This window comes from Fictibacillus sp. 7GRE50 (assembly GCF_015903875.1).
GTDB lineage: Bacteria > Bacillota > Bacilli > Bacillales > Fictibacillaceae > Fictibacillus > Fictibacillus phosphorivorans.
This window is the reverse complement of the sequence record NZ_JACZDW010000001.1, coordinates 952,795-976,910: the sequence shown is the minus strand read 5'-3', so window position 1 is coordinate 976,910 and position 24,116 is coordinate 952,795. Positions and strand designations below refer to the sequence as shown.

Annotated in this window: 19 protein-coding genes; 11 read left to right on the top strand and 8 right to left on the bottom strand. The window is 41.0% G+C overall.

Annotation, left to right across the window (positions count from 1 at the left end; translation table 11 throughout):
- Positions 1–2: 2 nt before the first annotated feature.
- Together IHV12_RS04725 and IHV12_RS04720 are read right to left on the bottom strand one after the other, a co-directional pair.
- Entirely contained in the window at positions 3–1,691 is a 1,689-nt protein-coding gene (locus IHV12_RS04725; RefSeq protein WP_231620636.1) for a bifunctional metallophosphatase/5'-nucleotidase, read from the bottom strand.
- A 101-nt stretch (positions 1,692–1,792) separates the two neighbouring features.
- The gene (locus tag IHV12_RS04720; RefSeq protein ID WP_197190022.1) at positions 1,793–2,224 is read right to left on the bottom strand and encodes a hypothetical protein; all 432 of its coding nucleotides are present in this window, start codon (positions 2,222–2,224) and stop codon (positions 1,793–1,795) included.
- Between the two features lie 116 nt (positions 2,225–2,340).
- On the opposite strand from IHV12_RS04720, the gene IHV12_RS04715 reads away from it, so the two are divergent.
- A complete protein-coding gene (locus IHV12_RS04715; RefSeq protein ID WP_197190021.1) occupies positions 2,341–2,904 on the top strand; it encodes a hypothetical protein in 564 nt (187 codons plus the stop codon).
- A gap of 780 nt (positions 2,905–3,684) precedes the next feature.
- Complete coding sequence (locus tag IHV12_RS04710; protein ID WP_197190020.1) at positions 3,685–4,737, top strand: O-antigen ligase family protein; 1,053 nt, start codon at positions 3,685–3,687, stop codon at positions 4,735–4,737.
- 17 nt (positions 4,738–4,754) lie between these two features.
- On the opposite strand, the gene IHV12_RS04705 is transcribed toward IHV12_RS04710, so the two are convergent.
- Positions 4,755–5,237, bottom strand: a complete 483-nt coding sequence (locus IHV12_RS04705) for a hypothetical protein (protein WP_197190019.1) — start codon at positions 5,235–5,237, stop codon at positions 4,755–4,757.
- Between the two features lie 311 nt (positions 5,238–5,548).
- Here IHV12_RS04705 and IHV12_RS04700 point away from each other — a divergent pair, with 311 nt between their 5' ends.
- The gene (locus IHV12_RS04700) at positions 5,549–6,829 is read left to right on the top strand and encodes a DUF5068 domain-containing protein (RefSeq protein WP_197190018.1); all 1,281 of its coding nucleotides are present in this window, start codon (positions 5,549–5,551) and stop codon (positions 6,827–6,829) included.
- Between the two features lie 217 nt (positions 6,830–7,046).
- Positions 7,047–7,805: a TrmB family transcriptional regulator gene (locus IHV12_RS04695; RefSeq protein ID WP_197190017.1), complete on the top strand. Its 759-nt coding sequence runs from the start codon at positions 7,047–7,049 to the stop codon at positions 7,803–7,805.
- 312 nt (positions 7,806–8,117) lie between these two features.
- Here the strand turns inward: IHV12_RS04695 and IHV12_RS04690 are convergent, their stop codons facing one another.
- The 5 genes from IHV12_RS04690 to IHV12_RS04670 form a co-directional block, all read right to left on the bottom strand.
- The gene (locus IHV12_RS04690; RefSeq protein ID WP_197190016.1) at positions 8,118–8,798 is read right to left on the bottom strand and encodes a DUF1266 domain-containing protein; all 681 of its coding nucleotides are present in this window, start codon (positions 8,796–8,798) and stop codon (positions 8,118–8,120) included.
- 15 nt (positions 8,799–8,813) lie between these two features.
- Positions 8,814–10,367, bottom strand: a complete 1,554-nt coding sequence (locus tag IHV12_RS04685; protein ID WP_197190015.1) for a J domain-containing protein — start codon at positions 10,365–10,367, stop codon at positions 8,814–8,816.
- Positions 10,364–12,067 (bottom strand): molecular chaperone HscC, encoded by a 1,704-nt coding sequence (locus IHV12_RS04680; protein WP_197190014.1) that lies wholly within the window; start codon positions 12,065–12,067, stop codon positions 10,364–10,366. Before IHV12_RS04680 ends, IHV12_RS04685 begins: the two co-directional genes overlap by 4 nt.
- Before the next feature lie 202 nt (positions 12,068–12,269).
- Positions 12,270–12,980, bottom strand: a complete 711-nt coding sequence (gene deoD / locus IHV12_RS04675) for a purine-nucleoside phosphorylase (RefSeq protein WP_197190013.1) — start codon at positions 12,978–12,980, stop codon at positions 12,270–12,272.
- A 103-nt stretch (positions 12,981–13,083) separates the two neighbouring features.
- Positions 13,084–14,256, bottom strand: coding sequence for an MFS transporter (locus IHV12_RS04670; protein WP_197190012.1), 1,173 nt, complete (start codon positions 14,254–14,256; stop codon positions 13,084–13,086).
- Positions 14,257–14,824: 568 nt separating this feature from the next.
- Here IHV12_RS04670 and IHV12_RS04665 point away from each other — a divergent pair.
- From IHV12_RS04665 to IHV12_RS04635, 7 genes are all read left to right on the top strand, one after another.
- A complete protein-coding gene (locus IHV12_RS04665) occupies positions 14,825–16,603 on the top strand; it encodes a sensor histidine kinase (protein ID WP_197190011.1) in 1,779 nt (592 codons plus the stop codon).
- Positions 16,604–16,625: 22 nt separating this feature from the next.
- Positions 16,626–17,768 carry a response regulator transcription factor gene (locus tag IHV12_RS04660; protein WP_197190010.1) on the top strand — a complete coding sequence of 381 codons (1,143 nt, stop codon included), beginning with the start codon at positions 16,626–16,628 and terminating at the stop codon, positions 17,766–17,768.
- A 38-nt stretch (positions 17,769–17,806) separates the two neighbouring features.
- Positions 17,807–19,081 (top strand): ABC transporter substrate-binding protein, encoded by a 1,275-nt coding sequence (locus tag IHV12_RS04655; RefSeq protein WP_197190009.1) that lies wholly within the window; start codon positions 17,807–17,809, stop codon positions 19,079–19,081.
- 220 nt (positions 19,082–19,301) lie between these two features.
- Positions 19,302–20,759 (top strand): glycoside hydrolase family 68 protein, encoded by a 1,458-nt coding sequence (locus IHV12_RS04650; protein ID WP_197190008.1) that lies wholly within the window; start codon positions 19,302–19,304, stop codon positions 20,757–20,759.
- 111 nt (positions 20,760–20,870) lie between these two features.
- Positions 20,871–22,415, top strand: a complete 1,545-nt coding sequence (locus IHV12_RS04645) for a glycoside hydrolase family 32 protein (RefSeq protein WP_197190007.1) — start codon at positions 20,871–20,873, stop codon at positions 22,413–22,415.
- A gap of 338 nt (positions 22,416–22,753) precedes the next feature.
- Positions 22,754–23,101, top strand: a complete 348-nt coding sequence (locus IHV12_RS04640) for a hypothetical protein (RefSeq protein WP_197190006.1) — start codon at positions 22,754–22,756, stop codon at positions 23,099–23,101.
- Between the two features lie 16 nt (positions 23,102–23,117).
- Positions 23,118–24,044, top strand: coding sequence for a tetratricopeptide repeat protein (locus tag IHV12_RS04635; protein ID WP_197190005.1), 927 nt, complete (start codon positions 23,118–23,120; stop codon positions 24,042–24,044).
- Positions 24,045–24,116: the final 72 nt, after the last annotated feature.

Here is a 24,116-nt window from a genome sequence, read left to right as displayed (position 1 = left end):
TCTTATTTCTTCGCTACATCCACAATTCGACCTTCCACTTTCGGATCGACCGTCTTTAATTTAGCTACATAATCGCGTAAGTTTTCCCAGTCGGATAGTCCAAGATCTGTTACGCGGCCTTGCTCATAAGCTGTTTTGAATACTGTGTATCCATCTCCACCTTTTGCAGTGAAGGCATTTGTTGCAATTACATATTCTTTTGCTGTATCAATTGCTGTGTAAGAATCATCAGCATTCTTTACTTCCATCGTAAGTACACGGCTACCAGCAGCTTTTGTGCTGTCATACGTGAACTTCATACCAGAAACGTGTAAGAATCCGCCGCTTTCTTTTGGAGATTGGCTTACACTGTGCTCAAGTGCAGTTTTGATCTCAGCACCTGTTAACTTCATTGTTGCTAACGTGTTACCGAATGGTAGTGTTGTTAAAACATCTCCGTATGTGATCGGACCAGCATCGATTGGAGCACGAATTCCGCCACCGTTTTGAAGAGCGAACGAAACACTTGGATTCACTTCTTTTGCTTTGTTTAACATACCATCTGTGATGAGGTTACCCAGTTCAGTTTCGTTGCTTCGTACACTTGGTCCGCCGTTGTCAGAACGAGGATTCTCAAGTGCTTTTGCTGTTTCCCCACCTGTTGGAGTGTTCTTTAACTCGGCAATTTTGCTAGAGTACTTTTGTAAAAGTTTTGCAGCTTCTGGATCTTCCGTTTTTGTTTTCACTTCAATTAATTTACCAGCTTGGTTGATGACTTGACCTTTTCTGTTGAACTCTACATCCAATGTACCAAGGAAATCACCATATTGATAGGCTTGTACGATAACCGTTGAATCTTTCACTTTGCCTTCTTCATTTTCTTTAATGACGACAGGTGCGTTTAATGTTGTATGACTGTGACCACCAACGATTACATCGATGCCATCAACGTGTTTTGCTAGCGTTAAATCGTTATCGTATTCAGGGTTATCATCGTATCCAAGGTGAGTGATCGCTACGATCTTGTTAACACCACGGCGTTCTAAATCTCTAACCGCTTTTTGCGCAGACTCGATATAGTTTTTGAATTCAACGTTCTCAGGACTTGCGATGTCTGCAGTTTCTTCAGTCGTTAAGCCGATGAATCCAACTTTTTCATGGTTAACTCGTTTGATAACAGCAGGATAGATGTTGCTATCTTTCGCTTTAAGCGGAATTCTTTTGTTCGTAAGGGCTTTCATATTTAAGTCTTTAGAGAAATCAACGTTTGAACTAACAAATGGAAAATCTGCATTTTTCACAAAATCCGCAAGCGCTTCGTGACCTTCAGGGCTAGCACCAAGATCAAATTCATGATTACCAAAAGTCATAAGGTCATAGCCTGCTAGATTCATAAACTCAAGATCAGCTTGTCCCTTAAATTCGTTAAAATAGAGAGTTCCTGAGAACACATCACCAGCGTCTAAAAGTAAGGCATCTGGCTTTTCGGCACGAACCTCTTTAATAGCAGTTATGCGTTTTGCTACATTATCTAGGTGAGCATGTGTATCGTTGGTATGCATGAGTGATAGATTAAACGTACGATCCATAAACTTATGTTTCTTACCTTGAGCTTGGTCATCAGCTAAAGCTGGTACTGCGATTTGGGAAGAAATTAGCCCAACCGCAAGAGAAGGAGCAAGTAATTTTTTAAACTTTTGATTTAAAACCATACCATCACAATCCCTTCAAATTTGTCACACTATTATTAATTTAGCATGTAATAATGCAAAGTAAAGTCGAAATTTGTCGATTAAAGTTTGAAATTAAAAGTTTAATACGAACTTAACATTTTTAATAGTTCAGCGTGTGACACTTCATTAATAGAGTATGTATGTTTTGTCTGTTGATTAATGATTTGATAGGTATGTAGTGAAGGTCTGATAAGAAATTTCCAATGCGTTCCCGTTTTCGGCGAGTTTACATATTTGGCTGAAGGTGTCATCTGTTTAGTGAAAGATTCAAGTTCTGTAAGAAGGAATTTATCAAAATAGCGGATGAGCAAGTAACCTGTATAGGATTTCTGATGGAAACGGTCGAGGTTTACTTTGCGAATATCAAACCAGCTGTGCGCATTTTGGACAGAAGGCGATAACACAAAGAGATTCCCTTTCGTATAAATCGTAGTGTTTGAGTATTGCCTCAACTTCAGATCCAGTGTTAATACAATTTTATTTACTTTTGAAGAGGTGGTTACGTTCCCCATACGAGATCACTCCATTTTACAAGATAAGGTAATTATAACGTAAAGCAAACAAAGGATAATACAATTTTTTACAGAAATATACAAGATACGATGGAAATTGAGGGGAATGAGTATTTATGGCAGTCACCACACAATGGGATGAACGTTCAGTGCGTCTAGCTTTGGATAAGTTAGAACCGGGCTTAAAGAAATACGTAAACATACGCAACATGATATACAATGTTGATTTATCTACGAATCTAGCATTTAAACAAGCGTTTAACGGGTTCTATCGGATGAGGCAGCGTAATCAAATCTATTACGACACTTTCTATACGTTTATGGAAGCGAACAAGTATAAGACTCCAACATTTGCGGAGACTTTGATGCACATGTACGATAAATTAAACAGGGTGGAGGCATCCTTTTCTAGCAAATTGGTAGCAACGATTAATCCTGATTTGCCTGTTTGGGATAGAGTAGTGTTGAATAATTTAGGGTTAAAAGAGCCAGCGCAATATGATAAACATAGAATTAGTAAAATTATCTCATTGTATAACGAAATTGTGGCATGGTATGGGATGTATTTAGAAACAGAAGAAGCTAAGGAGATCATCCGGATGTTTGACACGGAGTATCCAGAAACAGGATTAACAGATACAAAGAAAATAGATCTCGTTTTATGGCAGATTCGTGAGTAAAATAAGTGAGGAGAGGCTGACTAGTTTTGTGTCATGTCTCTTTTTTTTGCTTTCTTAAAGAGACTGATAGAGGTTAATAGTTGCCTTATTCCTGATAGATATAATGTTTAGAAGATATTGAAATGTGAGATGCTGTTAATACTTATATTCTAGATGGGTAGGGGACTAATATGAATGAAGAACGATCTTTCGGTAAAGGCTGCTTTTGGGGACTGCTTTTATCCATACCATTTTGGATTTTAGTAGTTTTTATCGTACGAGCTATGGTGAACTAGTTCTTGGAATCTATAACCTGGTTTTTCTTGATATTCTCTTTATTCTTGATATCAGTTCTAAGATTCTTGATATCAAACTTTGTTTTCTCGATAAGTCACTCATAATTCTTGATATCCGCTCTCAACCACCTGTCACAATCCTACTTATACCCACAACCAAACCTCCATTTGTAAAACTATGTTAAGAATACACATTGTTACTGTAAATATCAGTATAATATCTTCTTTTTTTAGTAAGATGAGTAAATATTTGATTTTGTAATTGAACTTATAACTAGAAGAGGTAAGATCTATGAAGTTTATTTACAAGTATCTAAAGAAATACCATTTCGAGGTAAGTATCGGGTTGTGTTTTTTCTTGCCTCCTGTTGGCTTATTGTTACTAATGTTTATTGGTTGGCACTCTTTACATCGCGTATGGAAGGAGGGTCGTCTCTTTTCATTTACACTAGGTCAATTTTTATTTGGGAGTATGTTTATTTCTACAATTGGATCTTCTATTATAATGAAAAATTATTCGTTTTTTTTAGTATCAGCACTAATTCTAGCATATATGGGAATTTACGTTAAAATGTCAGCCGATGGCGTACAAAGAACATTTACTTCTTTTAAATGGTTAACCATTGCAGGTGGACTTTATTGTTATGGTCTATATCCTTTTCAACAAGAACTTATGACACATCCAATTTCCAGTTTTTTAACAGGAACAACGTTGGTTGGTGCAACTCATATAGAGGAATATGAGAGATTGATTGGAGCTGCGTATAACCCGAATTTTTCTGTTGCATTACTGCTTTTCGGACTATCGTTTCTTCTAGCAGAATGCTTAAAATCAATAAGAAAATCTTGCTGGATTCAATTGGGAATTATCATGGTGACTGTTATGTTCTTTTTACATGCCATCATCCTAACTGGTTCAAGAGCAGGCTTTTGCATCTCAATCGTCATCTTGACCCTTTTTACATTTAGATGGAACAAGTTATTTGCATTCGTGCTAATTACATTTCTTGCTCTAAATTATAAATTAATTCTAACCTGGATGCCTCGTTATAACGAACTGATTCGGTCTGCTGATGTTAGAAAAGAAATATGGGGACGTTCATTTGAAATTTGGCAGAACCACTCTTTATTTGGCACTTCATCAATTGGGTTTTATCAAGAATATTTTTTTCATTATCATGAGAAAATACCGCATGCACATAACATTATCCTTAGCATGTTTGCAGAGTACGGATCACTTGGAGGGATTGCCTTTCTTATTGTTATACTTATTAATGGATATAGGGTGACATGGCTATTTCTCTCGAAAGAAACGGATAAGAAGTTTCTAGATGTGTATCTTCTATCTTTACCTGTAATACTCTTAACGGGAATTGTGGATCATGTTTTGTATTCACCGCAGGTCGCGATCATGGCAATAATCATACTTGCTTCATGGGACAAATACACGGCAAGACTTTATTTAATTAATCCGTCTATATGGATTTTCACAGGAAAATGGATCTGGTGGAATACTTTGAAAGCATCGAAGAACCCCAAAAATCAAACCCCTTCATAACACGAAGGGGTCTTTTCTCACTTTTTTTCAAGCTTCACATCATGTTTCTTTGCTAACTTTTCCACTTCATTCTTATAATCTCTCATCATTTTACGAGCTGTGTTTAACTTCTCGTTTGCTTCATTAATCATAGTGCTGTCTTGGTTTTCGATGGCGGAAACAATCAGCAAGAACGCGCTGGCTTGTATATTCGCGGCCTCTATAAAATTTTCATGTAGTTTTCGTAATTCCTCCGTATCCACCTCGACTGCCTCAAGTTCTTTAATAAACGCGTTGTATGAAGGTATGATCTCCACCTTCAGCGCATTATATAGGGTTTGGTCATCAGTATAATTTGAACCTGTCACATTTTCATATTTTCCTATAATAGTCGACTCTTCTTTGCCAATAGTAGGCATTTCCTCGTTCACATAGTTCAGTAAATCATCCTGAATGGGATCGCCACATCCCGATAGGATGCAAATCAGAAAGAGAACACTCGTTAACACGTATTTTCTCATTAGCCACCTCCCTCAATCACTCTATTCACCGCGAAAATTGTCCTATTACCTAATTATGGATTTTGGTGGAGTGCACGATATTCCATTTCTTCATGTAGTGAAAAGTTCTTTAGAAATAGTAAAATGGATATATTTTCAACCATTTGGTTCTTTAGACTTAAGAGTAAATATGGAATTAAGTGTATGATCAGAGAGTTGTGTTTTTGAGATGAATACATATTTTTACATATAAACAGGTTTCGTAACTGTAGAAAAATGGTAAATAAGACAATGTGAAGAAATTGGAAGATAGATAAAAAGGAGTGGTCAGTTTGTTAAAAGCAAAGTCTAAATCTAAGTTCGTGGTCGTGGCAGGTCTATCTGCAGTCCTGATGTTAAGTGGATGTGGAGATAGTGAGAAGGCATCAGGCGATAAGGAAGAGAAAGATGTAAAAGTAGAAGAGAAAGCAAAAGCTGCTGACGAACCTAAAAAAGAAGAGCCAAAAGAAGAAAAAAAGGAAGAGCCAGCAAGCAGTGATTCTGGCGAAGTATTGAATCCATACATAGAAGAAGATACAGGTGGAAAAGCTGAAATCCTATATACGAACAGCAACCCTGGCTACGTAAATGAAGGTAGTGGCTTTAAAGTTACGATTGATGAGTACCAGCTTGTAAAAGTGACAGGCATGAACGAGTCAACAGCTGCACGTTTTGATGATTCACCGAACGGATATATCTTAACGGCACGCATGTCTGTGGATAACCAATCTGGAAAAGATGTTTACTTCAACGGAACAACAAATATTCGTCTAACTGATAACCTTACGTATATTCCGTCAAACACAAGGAACTTTATTGAAGAAGGAAAAGGACTGCGTCCGAAAACTTATTCAGAAGGCATCGACGGAAATAATAACATGTATAAAGCGGGTGAGAAGACGTCTGGTCTGATCACGTTCATGATCACAGAAGCGGATTACCAAACGATGACGAGTGTAAAACCAAAGTTCGTTATTGAAGCAAGTGCTGCACCAAACAAAGATTTCAGTGGTATGCAAGATTTCATGCAAGAAAAGATCTTTGATTTTGCGTATAGTGGGGAACAAGCAAAGGCATCCGCAAGTGAGCAAAAGTTCTACCCAGACTTGATGTCAGCGAACAACCTAGCGGATAAGAAGATGATCTTCGAGAAAGCAGGCATCGGACAAAAGCAAACCGTCGGTGACATGGAAGTGACGTTAGAAGGCGTTCAGTACACAGAAGTCATCCCAACAGCGGGTAACGAATCGCGCTTTGAAGATGCAGAGTTGGTTGCGTTAACGGTAAAAACGATGATCAAAAACAACGGTAAAAAAGAGATTGACATCTACAACGTACCTGGAAAAGTAACCATCGATAAAGATCGCGGATCAGCATTAAGCAATGCATTTGCAGAGCCACGCGATCCAAAGAGTGTGAAGCCGGGCGAAGAGAAAGAAAAATACACGGTATTCCTATTCCGTAAAGACGAATTCCAATTGTTCAAGTCGTTCGATTTAGAGGTTGGCCCGTTCTTCGGAGACGGTAAGTACCTATTTGGCGAGAAAAAAGCGAAGTTTACGTTACCGAGGTAACGAATTTGAGGGCACTCCTGTAGGTTTGGGAGTGCTTTTTTGTGTTCATTTTAAGGCTGCCGCCTGTACTTAGCAATTAAAATGCTAAAGACGGTGTTTAACCATTCATGATCAAGTATTTAACTGGGAAACGATTTAAGGTTAAGAGGACTAGCGATAGGGCCATAATTGTTTTAAGATAGCTGTAGAAGATTAGAGGCTATTTTTAGGAGGAACCATGCTACAAAAATTCGGTTTTTCACAATACGAAAGTCAGGTGTTCGAGGTTCTTGCATCAAGCGAGGAACCGATGGACGCGACAAATATCGTTAAATACTCGGGTGTTCCGAAATCCAAGATATATGAAGTGCTATCGCGCATGATTGAAAAAGGCATGGTGCTGGATTCGGTGTCAGAAAAGAAGAAGCTGTATACCGCATTGCCACTGTCAATCGTGATCGAGAAGCTGACGACTGAATTTCAGGAAAACGTAGAGCAGCTCAAAAATAATACATCGAAGCGGAAATTTTACGATGAACACGTTTGGAGTCTGAAGGTAGATTCGTCGATTCGTGCACAAACGAAGCAGCTTCTGCAAACCGCGGAGAAATCCATTCGAGTTTCTGGCTGGCAAGACGATATTCAAGAAATCCTACCGATTCTCCAAGAAAAAGAAAAGCAGGGTGTGGATGTGGAAGTGCTTGTTGTAGGTGAATTGGCGTCGACGCTGTCTCATGTACACACGTTGATTCCTGCACAGGAGCATCACTCGTTGGAGCGTTTTCGCCTTGTTGTTGTCGATGAGACAGAAGTTATTTTTGCAGGGATGGAGAGTCAGAGCTGGCAAGCATTAAAGACCAAGTCTCGACCATTTATTAAAGTTTTCATTGAGTTCTTTTATCATGATGTGGCGCTGGCTAAAATTACGGAGAAACATTCCGAATTAATGATGAATGATGAAGAGATTAAGAGTGTATTGATGAAGTTAAGGTATTAAAGAGTTAGGGCTGACTCCAAAAGAGCACTTCAAGTGATCTTTGGAGGTCAGCCCTATTACATTTTATAGTCTGATTGAGTGGTGCCGGATCCCTATGAGTCAAAGTGTGTACTCTATGGGTCGTAACTAGTCACCTATGAGTCAAACGAAGACTGCTATGGGTCAAAAAGAGAAGTCTATGAGTCAAACCATAATCTATGGGTCAAAATCATAGGTCTATGAGTCAAAATAAACATCCTATGGGTCAAACGAGCAACCCCAACCCCCTCAATCAAGCTTGTTGCACCACACAATCAATCAACCAACCAACCACTACACATTCAAATTAGTATCCCAATCCGCATTTCGCAGTGGGCTGTGTTTAGATGTCAGAAGCTTGGTGAAGGTGGGCTGTATTTTTTTCGTGAAGTCTTCTGCATCAACAGAAGACTTTTGTTGAAATTGTACCCCTGCAATAAAAGATGTCACATACTCATTCCAGTTTGAAAAGAGTGATTGTGCCTGCTCAGCAGCACGCTGGGAGCGTTCGTTCCGGTCCTTTCTAATTAATGATAAGTGTTTGAAATTACTCCACAATAAAGTAGCTGATCTTGCGTACATTTGGTTGTTATAGATGCAATTGGATATGTCGTACGCCGCAATTCCATGTTCGTTTAAGCGGTTCATATAACGTTGAACGACGCGGTACTTATGAGCGGTCTCTGGATCTAATGATTCAATAAGTGAGTTCTGTTCAATTTCTGATAATTGTAATAGCTCTTTCTTAATTGAAGAAAACCTCTTTTGAAAGCCATCTGTGAGAAGCCAATCCAATTTGTCATACGTGATTTTTTTATCTATATGTCCGGTTGAAAACAGAGCACCAATCCTGCTAACACCGTATTTAGGATAATTCACAGCCCAATAGTACGATCCCATGCCTTTAAAGCAGAGTACAGCGAGCGAATCGATGAAAAGAGACTTTTTTTGCCGACGTTTTCGTTTTTTAAACACGTGTATGCTCCTCTCTTATCGAAGTCCTCGAAAGATTTTTTTCCACTCTCGCCAAATGAAAAAAACGGAGACGAGGAATACGATTGACCAGATGGCTGGCCAAAAGATAAAGTCGTAAAAGTCCTGATCTGATGAGATGAACAAGTTAAGAATAAACATGAACATGAGCCAAAATGGGTTTGTTTTTTCATCGATCTCACTAACCGTGTTATAGCTGAAATAGGCTAGTACGAGTGGGATGAAGAGCCTCCATCTTAACTGGCTAATCAAGAAAATAAGCATTTTTTTCTTGAGGGAATAAATGTTCAGCTCTTTCTTTAATTGGCTCTTTGGTATCTGATGCTTTAGCTTTTTGCGTACGGCACGAGTATGTAATAAGCGATTGATTTCGGCTAACATGGTGATTGCTTCTGCATCATAGGGTTCGAGCTCTCTAATCCTTGTGAACTGTTTCCGTGCTTCTAGTAGCCTTTCTTGCTTGAAAAAGACGTGTCCAAGCAGACTGATTATGTCCGTGTCATCTGGCCACGATGAGACCATAGCGGAGAGTAGGGTCTCTGCTTTTTCATATTGTTCACTCTTAACGTACACAGTCGCGAGAAGAAATCTGGCGTCTTTTGTGTCTTGATGTTGTAGCAGCAGATGAGCTGCCCTGTCAAAGTCTTTTCTCAAAAGGAAAATCTGCGCCAATTGAGTAATCGTTTGATGATGATGAGGTCGCAGGGAATGTGCTTTTGAAAGTAAGAGTTCCGCCTCGTCGTAAGATTGCTGATGTGTAGCTAACAGTCCTTGGATGAGCAACAGATCAGGATCATCTGTGAAAATTTCTGCCGCTGCTGCCGCTTCACTTTCTGCTGAATTTATATCTCCTTCAAAGAACGCATCGAACGCGGCTTCTCTTGCTCGAAAGAATGCGTCATGATGAATGTCTTGCTCGTTTGCCGCAAATTCATATGATAAATCGAAAGAGGGTCCTATCCGTTTTTTATAATACGGTAAAAAGCGTTCTTTTGTTTCTGAATCAAGAATATCGAGATCCTCTTTCATCAACTCGTACCATTGGAACTGGTTTTCGAGAAGAAGCCAAATTTTCTTTGGTAAGAGATGATGTTCGGATATAAAGTAGAGAAGTTCGTCGCTCACTTCCTGCTTGTGCTCGATACTCCATAGCAGTTCATCGTCTAAAAGTGTTAGCCATGCTTCTTCCGAAATCCTTGATGTGATATCCCGATAATGCCGTTCAACATCTTCCATAAATGTTTCTATGGATTTAAGCGAATCAACATCCGGCAAGATAACAGGAGTTAATCTTTTTTGTTCTTGATTGAAATGAGAAAGTGAAGAATCTGGCCAAGACGTATCTACAACAGCAGTAGGTTCAACATGTACCAAAACACGCTCTTTTCTCTTTAAATCTTGTTTAGCACGGTCAAACGCTTCCCGAAGTCTTTGATAGCCCTCGGGATCATCTTCTGGATGGTGGATCTTCAGTTGTTTTGAATAGGCTTTTTTGATGACTGAAAGATCGTCTGTTGGTTCGATGCCTAGAATGGCCCAGTATCCGTTCATACGGTCAGCCAGCTTTCAGCTTGGTCGAGATCTTCTTTACACTTTGCAGCTGCTCGCTTAATGATATGTTCTTGCTGGGTTGAGAGCGCGAGTTCAAACTCCTCTAGAATCTTGGCTGCTACTAGTCGTTTTTCGCCGATTGATTCTTCGTATAACCGCTCACCGCGTGCGAGGATCAGTCGGTTTTCTGTACGTTCACGTGGATGGATCTTAATGTCTTTCAGCTTTTCCATCCTAGCTTGTATCTCTTCAGGTGTCATACTTCCGTCCTTTTGCTCGATCACCATCTTTTTCACATGTCCTGTGCTCAGTGTAGTAACCTCCACTTCGAGCAGTCCGTTCACATCGTACGTAAACCGGACATCTATGGGTTCTTGGCCTGCAGGTGCAGAAGGAATTTTAATAGAAAGTTCTCCAAGTTTCAGGTTGTTTTCAACAAGTCGGCTTTCACCTTGGTAAATATCAATCTTGAGCTTTTTTTGATAATCGTCGATCGTTGCATAACGTTCAACCCTACTAACTGGAATGGGGGTGTTTCGCTCGATGATAGGACTGTAGTGACCGATAGAATATTGGTTCTCGCCTAATTTTTTTGTCGTGTTGATGCCAAGCGAATAGGGACAGACATCGGTTAAAATCATTTCGTTTACCGCTTCGTTTCGTTCCTTGAGAGCCACTTGAACGGCGGTGCCAAGACCCACAGCTTCATCAGGGTGGATAGAGGTGAAGGGAAGGCGGCCGAAAAGTTTACCGATCGTTTGTTTGATCATCGGCATCCTTGTCGCTCCACCAATTAAGATCACCGTATCAACGTCATCAGGACGCATGTTGGCATCACGAAGTGCACGCTCTACTGGGTTTCGCAGACGGAGGATGAGTGGCTGTATGAGCCGTTCGAATTGTGTCCGGGTCACTTCCAGGCTATGGGTCGTATCATTTACATGAAGGGTCATCATCGAGCTCTGTATGTTACCGCCGAGTTCGCGCTTACATTGCTCCGCTTGTTTAAAAAGGGCAGAGTGAGCATGCACATCGAGATCATCAGATGAAAGATTTTTTTCGTTCATAAAAAAGTTCATTAACGAGCTCGTAAAATCTTCACCACCTAAAAAGTTGTCACCGGCAATGGATTTTACCTCCATCACTCCTTCAAACAGCTCGAGGATGGAGACATCAAACGTTCCACCACCAAGGTCAAAGACAAGGAATTTCGTATCATCTTCTTTTTGATGTAAGCCGTACGCGATGGCAGCAGCTGTCGGTTCGCTGATCAGTCGGTCAACTGTAAGTCCTGCAAGTTCGGCCGCATATTTGGTTGCTTTTCGCTGTTGATCGTTAAAATACGCAGGCACACTGATTACCGCATTTGTGATAGATGTGTTTAAATGAGCTTCTGCATCGCGCTTTAATGATTGAAGCACAAAGGAAGACAATTCTTCAGGTGTGAACTCCAAACGTCCGAGTCGGTATATTTTTTTCGTTCCCATGTGGCGTTTGAAAGCTGAAGCTGTAGTATGTGGGTGGGTGATCAGCCGTTCCTTGGCGATATCACCGACTAAGAGCTCTCCGTTGTCATCAACGCTGACAATGGATGGAGTTAGGTTATGGCCGAGTACATTTGGGATGATAACGGGTCCGTCTTCTCCCCAATACGCAACAAGGCTGTTGGATGTTCCAAGATCAATTCCAATCGTGGTCATTCGATCTTCCCCTTCAATCATGGCTATTTTTTGCTAACAGTATTATATAGCTCATTTTCTGGAAATTCAAACCAAATGGTGGGTGGGGAGTGGAATGAATAAGTGTTTATTGCATCTAAGAAGATGTGAAAGAGTTAGGAAGAGTACTAAATGGAGGATGAAAACGTAAAAAAAAGACCCAATCGGGCCTCTTTTTTTTCTACTATTCTTGTGTACTCACAACTTCCAAAGCCATCTCAATCATATCATTGAAAGTCGTTTGGCGTTCTTCCGCTGAAGTTTCTTCACCTGTGAAGATGTGGTCACTTACAGTTAAGATAGACAATGCGTTCACACCGTATTTCGCTGCGATCGTGTAAAGGGCTGTTGTTTCCATTTCAACTGCTAACACACCGTTATCCGCAAGCTTTTTCACGATATCCATGCTGTCGCGGTAGAAAAGATCAGCTGTTAATACGTTACCAGCTTTGATCTTCAAGCCTTTTGCTGTTCCAGCTTCATACGCTTTTCTTAAAAGATCGAAGTTCGCGCAAGGTGCGAAGTCGATGTTCGGGAACGTCAAGTGGTTCATGCGAGAATCAGTAGATGCTGTCATCGCAAGGATTACGTCACGCACTTTTACGTCTTGTTGAATCGCACCACACGTACCAACGCGGATTAAGTTTTTTACGCCATATTCACGAATCAATTCGTTTGTGTAGATCCCGATTGATGGAATCCCCATGCCTGTCCCTTGAACAGATACACGCTTTCCTTTGTATGTTCCCGTGAACCCAAGCATGCCGCGTACTTCGTTGTAGCATGTTACGTCTTCTAAAAATGTTTCTGCAATATATTTTGCACGAAGCGGATCCCCTGGTAATAGGATGCTTTCTGCGATTTCACCTTGTTTAGCGCCGATATGAATACTCATTTGTTCACCATTACATCGTTACGATTGTAATGGTTTCACCTCCTCAAAAGATTGTAACTTACCAAAAATTTCTCTACCTTCATCATGCCATAGTTTTCGCAACCTAGCTAATAGTATGTGCAGATTCTTCAGTGCGGCGTGCTTTTTTTGTCATAGATAGCACAGCCGTTCCGAGTGCTAAGATGATCAGCAGTCCGCCGACCGTTGCGTTGTTCTCGACAGATGCGTTCTCAATCACGATTCCGCCGATCATGGACCCGAACGCGATTCCGAAATGAAGCGCCGAGTTGTTCAGACTCTGCTGAATGTCGGACGTTTCAGGTGATGACTCGATAAGATAGCTTTGCATGGCCGGTGTGATCGCCCAGCTGAGCATGCTCCAAATCACCATGACGATTAAAAATAACGGAAAAGCAAAAGTTGTATAAGGAATCATAAAGATTGAGATCGCAAAAACAATAATAACGCCAATAATCGTAGGTTTTGTGCCGAATTTGTCAGCGAGCATACCACCGATTCCACCGCCAAAGACCGCAGCGACACCGAATATTAAGTATACGATGCTGACCCATGTTCCGTTAAGTCCAAGCGCCATTTTTAAAAACGGAGTCAGGTATCCGTATAAAGTCAGATGACCAGCTAAGAACAGGAACGAGGTAATTTGAGCAAACAAAATGCGTCTGTTTTTCAACGTGCGCAGCTGTTCTCTGATCGGAATCGCTGGTTTTGGAGCCAACGTATTCATGAAGAAATGCACACCGAGTATGGATAAAACGGTAAGTGCTGTAATCAGGATGAATGGTGCGCGCCATCCGAAAGCATTTCCGAGCATTAAGCCGACCGGTATGCCGAGTACAAGCGAAGCACTGATCCCCATGAACACCACGCCAATCGCGCGTGCTCGATATTTTTCTTCCACGATGTTAGACGCCATCGTCACACAGAGTACAACGAGCAACGAACCACTGACCGCAGATAGGATTCGTGCGATGAGCAGCATCGAATACGTCTGACTCACAATCACGAGTGCGTTACCTATTAGAAACACAAATAAAGAGATGATCGTTAGTCGTTTTCTCTCGATATGAGCTGTCATCGTAAGCAGGATAGGTGCCGCGATAGCGAACACGAGTGAGAAGATCGTGATCAGAAAGCCCGCCTTACCGAGACTAACATCAAGATCGTCAGCGATCAGGTCAAGGATGCCGCCGATAATCAACTCGACCATCCCAACCACGAACGAGACGATCGTTAACAAATAAACACGTTTGTTCATATTTATCTACCTTCTTTTTATATAAAAGTTACCCCTGTAATGGTAACTTATTTTGAGAGTGGTGGCAATAACGAAAATGATGTTAAAAATAGGGTTTGAGGGAGAGTGGAATTGAGAGTGGACAGTATTTTGCTGAAAGTGGACAGTAAATGTGTAAAAGTGGACAGTATTTCATCGAGAGTGGACAGTAAAACTCAAAAAGTGGACAGTATTTTCATGAAAGTCGACAGTAAGTGGCTGTTGAGGTGTCTGTACACCCCAAATGCGTCTATATCCGGGCTGATCATATTGTTGGCGACCCCAATCTGTCGGATTAGATGTTTAATCTGTCCGTTTGACCATTTAATCTGTCCAGTTAGCCCCACAATCTGACCAATCTCTAACATAATCTGTCCATTTCAGCCGATAATCTGTCCGATTCAAAATATCGTACTTAAAACCTTTCACCACTCATCCCGCACCACATCAAATCCTCACAAAACCACCCACCAAGACGAACAACTAAAACATCCAAAACTTGTTTTGATTGAACAATAATAGGAAAAGCTTCAAGTAAAGGAGGTCGCACGTGAAAAGTATACATAGTCGTTTGTTGCTCATGCTGTTAGGTTTTATTATCGTGCCGTATTTTTTAACGATTTTTCTTATATTTGCTTACACGAAGAATAGTGTTGAAGAATATGAACTCAACAACAGCAAGATGCAGCTGGAGAAGAATGCGGAAGACCTCCAACAATATTTTGATGACATGGTGAACCTGCCTTTTATTTTGTATCGTAATCCAGATCTGTTCCGCATTTTTACGGAAGGATTTGAAGACTCGATTTACTTCGATCAGGATTCGGTTGAAAAGAGTATTGAGACGTTTTACTTAGCAAGAAATGAGATTCGTCAGCTCCGATTTTATTTAAATGAAGGAAAAGAGTCGTTTACCGTTTACAACGCGACAGTTAGTACGCGAAAACCGCAGCCGAATCTACTGAACCAAGAACACATTAAACAATTGTTTAAATCTAATAAAAATTACGTGATCGAGCCGCCTCATGTGATTAAAAACTACAACAACGCGGCGATCATTCCAGAATCTGACCGGACGAAGGTGCTAAGCATTCATCATAAAATAAAGGAAGTGCCGTCTGACAAGTTTCTTGGAATCATGACGATGGACATCAGTTTAGGTGAGTATTCAAAGATCGTGAGTAACTTAGCCGGAGAAAACGGGTCATCAGCTTATCTAATTAACGATCAAAACGAGATTATGTATGCGACGGATGCTTCATTAATAGGTAAGCGTGTTCCATCCGAGCTAAAAAATCGAATTAAAAAAGGAACAACAGATAAAGAAATTTCATTAACAAAGACCTTATCGGGACCAGTTGAAGGCTGGAAGTTAGTGAAAAAGACGCCGAGTGACGTACTGTTTCGTGATGTTCGGAAGACGGCAACCATTAATATCATCGTTGGACTTGGTGTTGGCCTTTTAGGTCTACTCATGATCAGTTTCATCTCATACAAAATCTCTCGGCCGATTCGCAAACTGAGTGAGAAGGTGCGCGGGATTGAAGGGGGACATATCACGATACCATTTGACCAAGACAGGCAAGATGAGATCGGACACTTGGAACGGCATATTAAAGACATGACGGATCGGATCAATCTTCATATTAATCGTGAATATAAGTTAGAAATAGAGAACCGAAGAAATCAGTTTCGCGCGTTGAAGTCACAAGTGAACCCGCACTTTTTGTTCAATGCTCTGCAATCGATCGGAGCGGTGGCGCTGCGTTCCAAGTCACCGCAAGTGTACGGCCTTATAACCTCGTTGTCTAAGATGATGCGTTATTCCATGCAAGCCAACCAGTGGGTGAGCGTGCAGAATGAAGTGGATTATATGAAGGCTTACCTCACTCTGCAACAGGCTCGATTTGGGAAAAATCTGCACTATTCATTTGAGTTTAGTGACGAGGTACTAGAGAGTAGGATTCCGAGCATGATTTTACAACCGCTTGTTGAGAATTTTTTCAAACATGTGTATGAAGAGGGGTATTATGAAGCACAACTGACGGTTTCCGGTGAGCTAAAAGGAGAGTCTCTCTATATGGCTGTGCAAAACAATGCCGGTCCTGAAATCACACAAAACGATTTAGAGCGTTTACGAGAAAACATTTACGAATCACCATCGGAAGGTACCCCTGTAAATGAGCATATCGGGGTGAAGAATATATATCAGCGACTGATTCTAAACTATGGCACAAAAGCGGAATTCATAGTGGATAGACCGAATGGACAAGGTTTTTCGGTGACGATTGTTATTCCAAAAGATTCTAATGACGAGCCAAGGGTTTAGTAACAGAAAGAAGGTAACGGATATGAAGGTGTTGATAGCTGACGATGAGTTCAATGTCCGCGATGTGATTCGGTATATCGGAAAGTGGGATGAACACGGGATAACAGAGCTCTTGGAAGCGGCGAACGGAAACGAAGCGAAGAAGGTTATTGAAAAAGAGCAGCCGGAAATTATTTTTACAGATATTAAGATGCCGGGAATGAGTGGCTTGGATTTGATCGAGTGGCTGGATTCTATCGCGTATGAAGGCAAGGTTATTTTGATTACAGGTTACGATGATTATCAGTTTATGAGAAAAGCCATTCAGCATAACAGCTTCGATTACCTATTAAAACCGGTCGAGGATGAAGCATTTAATAATGTGCTGAAAAAAGCAGTGACCGCCTATGAAGAGGAAAGTAAAGCCAGACTCTATCAAGAAGATGCTGTCAAAGTAAGATGGAGTCAGACGATGTTAGCCGCTTGTCTCGGTGAGCCGGCTGACCTTGATTTCATCGCCTCAAACCTGCCACCATCGGAAAAATATGATTTTACATTATTAACGTTCTATCAAATGCATCAGCCCGCACCTTTTATCGAAAAACTAGCTGATGAGCTGGTGGAACAAGAAATCGGAAACGCTGTGATGCTGCTGGGTGACTCTAATCAAAGTGTGCTCATTACCTTGCCGGAAGAGTGGTTTTTCGTTGAAGAGCTTTTAAGCCGTGAACTTGATATTCCGGTGCGCCTCGTAAAGGGGGAGCTTCAGTCTCTTCATGAGATTCACGAAAAATATAACGATCTCCAAAGTGAGCTGGAAAACCAAAACTACCGATCCATCCAGCGTTTGGATGAACTCGAAGCAAAGCAGCGCATGAACGATATTATTTCGTATGTTGAAACATACTACATGGAAGATATGAGCTTAGAAAGACTAGCGAACCGGTTCTTTTTTAGCCGCGAACATATCTCTCGTAAATTCAAGCAAGAAACGGGATTAACGTTGTCCAAGTATATAACAAAATTGAGGATTGACCAGGCGAAACGTTGGTTGAAGGAAAGTGATGAAAGCATCTTTTCGATCTCGACGATGCTTGGGTATCAAGATGAAAAATACTTTTCTAAACTTTTTAAAAAAGAAGTGGGTATAACCCCGTTTGAATATCGAAATGGTGAAAAATCATAAGCAGAAATTTTATAGAGAAAGGGGTGATTCCAGAAAACATGAAAAAGCATTATGTAACCATTGGTATGATAGCGATTCTTCTTGCGGGCTGTCAGACAGAATGTGATTCGAAGCCCAAAAAAGAAGAAAAGGTAGAGAAAAAGATCGTTCTCGATATCCGAAATCCGAAAGTAGAGATCGCCTCTGAATTTGAAGAGCTCGCGAAAGTCTATGAAAAAGAAAATCCTGAGATTGATATACGGATTCGTACGGTCGGAGGAGCGGCAGATGATTATTCCGATTTAAAAGCGGAGCTCGCTTCAGGTAAGGGACCGGACATTTTTACAAACACAGGTTATGAGAATGCTGAGACTTGGCGGCCGTACTTAGAAGATTTGTCAGAAGAGCGATGGGTCAAGGAAGTCTATCCAGGTACGCTTAACGCGATCAAGATGGATGGCAACGTGTACGGAATGCCCATGAATTTAGAAGGCTACGGCTTCATCTTTAATGAGCAGCTGTTTCAACGTGCGGGTGTCGAGCAAGTACCACAGACATTATCAGATTTGAAAAATGCAGCGGCAACATTACAGAAAAAAGGAATCACCCCGTTCGCAACCGGCTATTACGAGGACTGGAAGCTCGGTGTCCACTTATTAAACGTGGCTTTTGCGAGACAAAAAGATCCTGATGCTTTTATAAAAAGGTTGAATACAGGTGAAGAACAGATTCCAGACAATCCATTGTTTCACGATGTGATCGATCTATTAGATGTTACGCTGAAATATGGAAACGCTGATCCGTTAACGACGGATTACAATATGGAAGTTGACCTTTTTGCAAAAGAAAAAGCCGCGATGATTCTTCAAGGAAACTGGATTCAGCCGATGATCGATGAACGAGCTTCTGATTTGGATGTAGCTTTCATGCCGATACCGATCAATGATGAACCAACCGACCAGCTTGTTGTGAGCGTGCCGAACTATTGGGTCGTGAACAAGCAGGCAAATGCTCGTGATAAAAAAGAAGCGAAGCGATTTTTAAACTGGATGGTGAATTCGGAAAAAGGGCAAACGTTCATTACGGAGCGGTTTAAGTTTATCCCGGTTTTTAAAAACATTAAAACAGACAAACTAGGTCCTCTTGCTAAAGAGACGATTGCCGCATACAAAGAAGGCAACACGTTGGATGCTAACTGGAATGGGTTTCCGGCTGGAGTAAAAGAAGAGTTCGGATCTGCCATGCAGATGTATGTAGGTAAACAACTGACACGTGAGCAGTTGTTGCGCGAATTTCAGCTTTCCTGGGACAGAGCACGGAAAACACAAGAATGATGAGACTCCTTGATAGGGGTCTTTTTTTGTTGTGAAAGTTGTTGATTTCATTTTCACCTCGACCCGGAGTCAATTTTTACGAGATATCAATTTAAGACGAAATCCTTATCAATCTATGCCATATCTACATGCAGGATCCTTCCCTATACTTAATCATGCAAAGACAAACGATTGGAACTGCTGATTCAGTCCCAACGAAAATCACTTAGGAGGAATACGTATGAACTATCGTAATATGGCGAAAAAAGTAGCTGTCGTATCACTCAGTACTGCGATTTTATTAGGAGGGGGCGCAACAACATTCGCGTCAGGCCAAACCCCTTCAGATTTTAAAGAAACGTACGGAACTTCACAGATCACGCGCTACGATATGAAGCAGATGATCAATCAACATAACGACCCAAAATATACAGTGCCAAAATTTGATGCATCTACGATCAAGAACGTTGAATCAGCTAAAAAGGTTGACGAAAACGGCAAGAAGATCGACATGGATGTGTGGGATACATGGCCACTTCAAAACGCGGACGGAACGGTTGCTGAATACAAAGGCTACCACATCGTTTTCGGTTTAGCAGGTGACCCGAAGAACCCGAACGACACGTTCATCTACATGTTCTATAAAAAAGCGGACGACCAATCCATCGATGCATGGAAAAATGCAGGACGTGTTTTCGAGGACAATGACAAGTTCAAAGCAAACGATAAATACTTAAAGCATCAATCTGAAGAGTGGTCTGGTTCTGCAACGTTCACTTCTGACGGTGAAGTTCGTTTGTTCTATACAAACCGTGAAGCATTCAAACCAGATCAAGACCGTTTCGGTAAACAAACATTAACAACTGCACAAGTAAACCTTTCTCAACCTGATAGCAAAACGCTTGAAATCGAAGGTGTAGAAGATTACAAGTCCATCTTTGAAGGCGGAGACAGCAAGATGTACCAAACGGTTGAAAAAGCGTTCGGTGGCGGAGACTACAACGATAACCATACGTTCAGAGATCCTCACTATATCGAAGAAGATGGACGCAAATATTTAGTATTTGAAGCGAACACAGGTACAGAAACAGGTTACCAAGGAGAAGAATCTCTTTATAACCAAGCGTACTATGGAAAGAGCAACGCTTTCTTCCAAGATGAAAAGAAGAACCTTTTAGCATCTGATAAGAAAGAAACGGCTAAAAAAGCGAACGGTGCGATCGGAATCATCGAGATCAACGACGATTATTCTGTGAAAAAAGTGATGAAGCCACTAATCGTATCCAACACGGTTACAGATGAGATTGAGCGACCGAACATCTTCAAAAAAGATGGCAAATGGTACCTCTTCACAAGCAGCCGTGGCGCTAAGATGACGATCGATGGCATCGATGACAGAGACATCTACATGCTTGGGTATTCAGCTGATTCTCTAGACGGTCCATTCAAGCCGTTGAACAAAACAGGTATCGTGCTGCATCAAGACCAAGATCCGAACGACATTACTTGGACGTATGCACACTACGCGATTCCTCAAGAAAATAGCGACAATGTCGTTGTAACAAGCTATATGACAAACAGAGGCTTTTTCGAAGACCGCAAATCAACATTTGCACCAAGCTTCGAGATGAACATCAAAGGCAAGAAAACATCTGTTGTTAAAAATAGCATTCTTGAACAAGGACAACTAACGAAGTAATACAGATTTTCTATCAATCATTTTTCGACCTACCCTACACATCAACCAAAAAGAAATGCCAGAGATGGCATTTCTTTTTATTTAGGGATCACTAGGATAGGAGGTTAAGTTATGTATAAGTACGATAAATGGCCCTTATTATTCATTTTTAGTCTACTGTTTGCAGGCATGTTACTCGTGAATCATCTGATGGATGAATCGAGTAAGCCTGTTCCAAAAAAGGAAAACGACCTATCGTATCGGGCAGATTATCATTTTACAACGCCTGATAAGTGGAAGAACGATCCTCAGAAACCGGTCTATTATAAAGGAAAATATCATTACTATTATCTGTATAACAAAGATTATCCGGACGGAAACGGAACAGAATGGCGCCATGCAACGTCAGAAGATCTCGTGAACTGGAAGGATGAAGGCGTGGCGATTCCAAAGTTTACGAATGACAACGGAGACATTTGGTCAGGTTCTGTGGTAATTGATAAGGAAAATACCGCTGGCTTCGGGAAGAATGCGTTTATCGCAATCCTCACACAGCCTTCAAAAGACGAAGGCAAACAGAAGCAATTTCTTTGGTACAGTACGGATGAAGGAAAGACGTTTAAGCCTCATGGCGAGGATCCTGTTTTAGACAACCCGGGAACGAAAGATTTCAGAGATCCTAAAGTCGTCTGGGATGATGAGCGAAAAAAGTGGATCATGCTAATGGCAGAAGGGACGAAAATCGGTTTTTATGAGTCGAATGATCTGAAAAATTGGAGATTTACGAGCGATTTTCAAACGAAAGATATTGGGTTGATTGAATGTCCTGATCTTTTTGTGATGCGAGCTGATGACGGAACGCTGAAATGGGTGCTCGGTGTGAGCGCGAACGGTCTTGCGTCTGGAAAACCAAACACGTACGCGTATTGGACAGGAGATTTTGACGGCGAATTCTTTGCTGTTGATCAAGAAGATCCAGAATGGCTGGATCATGGCTTTGATTGGTATGGCGGGGTGACGTTTGATAAAGGAGAGAAAAGTAATCCTGTTGCAAAAAGATATGCGCTCGCTTGGATGAACAACTGGAGCTATCCGCACGAAACGCCGACGATGAAAGAGGATTTTAACGGTATGGATTCCGTGGTTCGTGAACTTCAGTTGAAACGAGATGCTGATGCCGATCGCTATTATTTAGCTTCACAGCCGGTTGCGGCACTAGATAACTTGACGAGTTATAAGGATTTCTTCCAGCAGATTAAAGTGGATGGAGAAAAAACGCTCGATGTATCTGGAGATTCATACGTGTTAGAAACAGATATCAGTTGGGAAGACAGTCAAAATATTGGTTTGAGACTTCGTGAGTCCGAAGATAAGACTCGTCACATGGATGTGGGCATTCATACAGAAGGGCAGTTTTCGTACGTGAACCGATCTGCTTCTAACCAACCAGATAAAAGCGGTCAATTTGGAGAGAGCAAAGCGCCATTTTCTTCAGAAAAGCGAAACGTTCACTTGAAAATTCTTGTGGATAAGACAAGCGTGGAAGTGTTTGTAGATGATGGAAGAGTCGCGCACTCAAGTTTAGTGTATCCGGAGCATAACGATCAGGGAATCACACTGTTTTCTGAAGGTGGAGAAGCTATCTTTGAGAATTTACAGGTTAAGCATGTAGATTGAGAATGATTTAAGTGTTCTAGTGTGTTTGGCGAGCAGTGTTTGTTCATGTTGTCGGTGATTGTTCGTAGTTTTGGGGTGGTTGAAGCTAGTTTACCAGTGGTCCAAGCAACGCTTCAGGTGGTCTGCGGCCAGTCACCGGTGATCCCACATCATTTACCGGCGAATGTGTAACAGATATAAAACACGTACCGTAAAACCGACTATCATACTAAATTAAAGCAGCTTCCTAAGTGGAGCTGCTTTTTTCATATAACAAAAAGACTAACAGCAAACCTTCACGGAAGTTATTGTAAGATTTATAATAAAATCACAGACAGAAAAAAGGGGATATGAGGATCATGACAGACATTCTTTGGACGATCTATCTAGGGATTATTGGAGCTTTTGCCATCGGCTATTTCATCAAGGGCGGATACAAGACTCACTCAGCAAAACTAGACTTCGTTATCTCAATCATCACCTGGATCGGATTATTCGGTTACGTAACGAGCAATGAAATCTTCACGCCACTTCTATGGAAATTTGTTTTCATCGGCGGACTGGTGTGGGATCTAGCGTATGGACTTAAAAAATTTAATGAAGACGCGAACGAGATTCCAAGAGCAGCTCGCCCAGCGATATTCGGTGTTACGGCACTAATTATGATTGGCCCACTTTATTACGGGCTATTCCGTTACGCGTTTTAACAACAAGGAAAGGTAGATGTTTAGTATCAATACGAACAAAGAAGCTATTCATCAGCTAGAAGAAAATAATTTAGATAAAGCGATGAAACTATTTCAAAAAGCGGTATTAGAAAAGAGAGATGTTCAATCGCTGACGAACTTAGCATGGATTCTGTGGCATGAAGAAGATGATCTGGAGCGGGCATTGTCACTTGCCTCTGAAGCTATAATTTTTCATCCTACTTCACATTTTCCATATAGTTTGTGTGGGGAACTTTTATTAGAAAATAAACGTTATAAAGATGCGTTAAAAATGTTACAGCAAGCCCTTTCGATTGAACCGACTAATATCACTCATCATAACGTTGGTGTAGCGTATTATTATCTTGGAGAAACGGTGAAAGCGGCTACTCATTTCGGGCTAGCAGCTGGTAAATCTGACTACACGCTGTACAATCAGGTAAAATGTTTGATAGAAATTGGAGAAAAGGCCGAAGCCTTAAGATTCATTCAAACTTTTGATGAAGATGCCGAAGATTTTATAGGTACGATCGACCTTGCTGAATTGTATGCTGAGATTGGATTACATGAAGAAGCTGTTCATTGGTTTGAAAAAGGATGGAAAGACTATTACATACAGCCAGAATGGGTAGGGCTGTATATCTATTCTCTCTTACAAAGTAAAAAAGAAACCAAAGCGATCAACACGATAAAAGAATTTCTTCGTTACAAGAAAGAAGAAATACTAGAAACGGAAACAGAAGAATTAGATGAAGACTGGACGGAAGAGGATAAAAGAGAAGTGATTATCAGACTCACAAAAGAGATTAATGATTTTGAGATTCTGCTCAAGAAAATAGAGGATGGATATCTTCCGGCGATTCTACTTGAGCCTTCACCAGAAAGAAACTGTTACCTTTTCGGCTGTGAACGCCATCAACATCCTGAATATAAAGACTCGTGAGACGAGAGGCTCTTTCCAAAAGAGTCTCTTTTTTATGTTCAAAAGAAATCCGTCATGTATTGAACAAGCCCT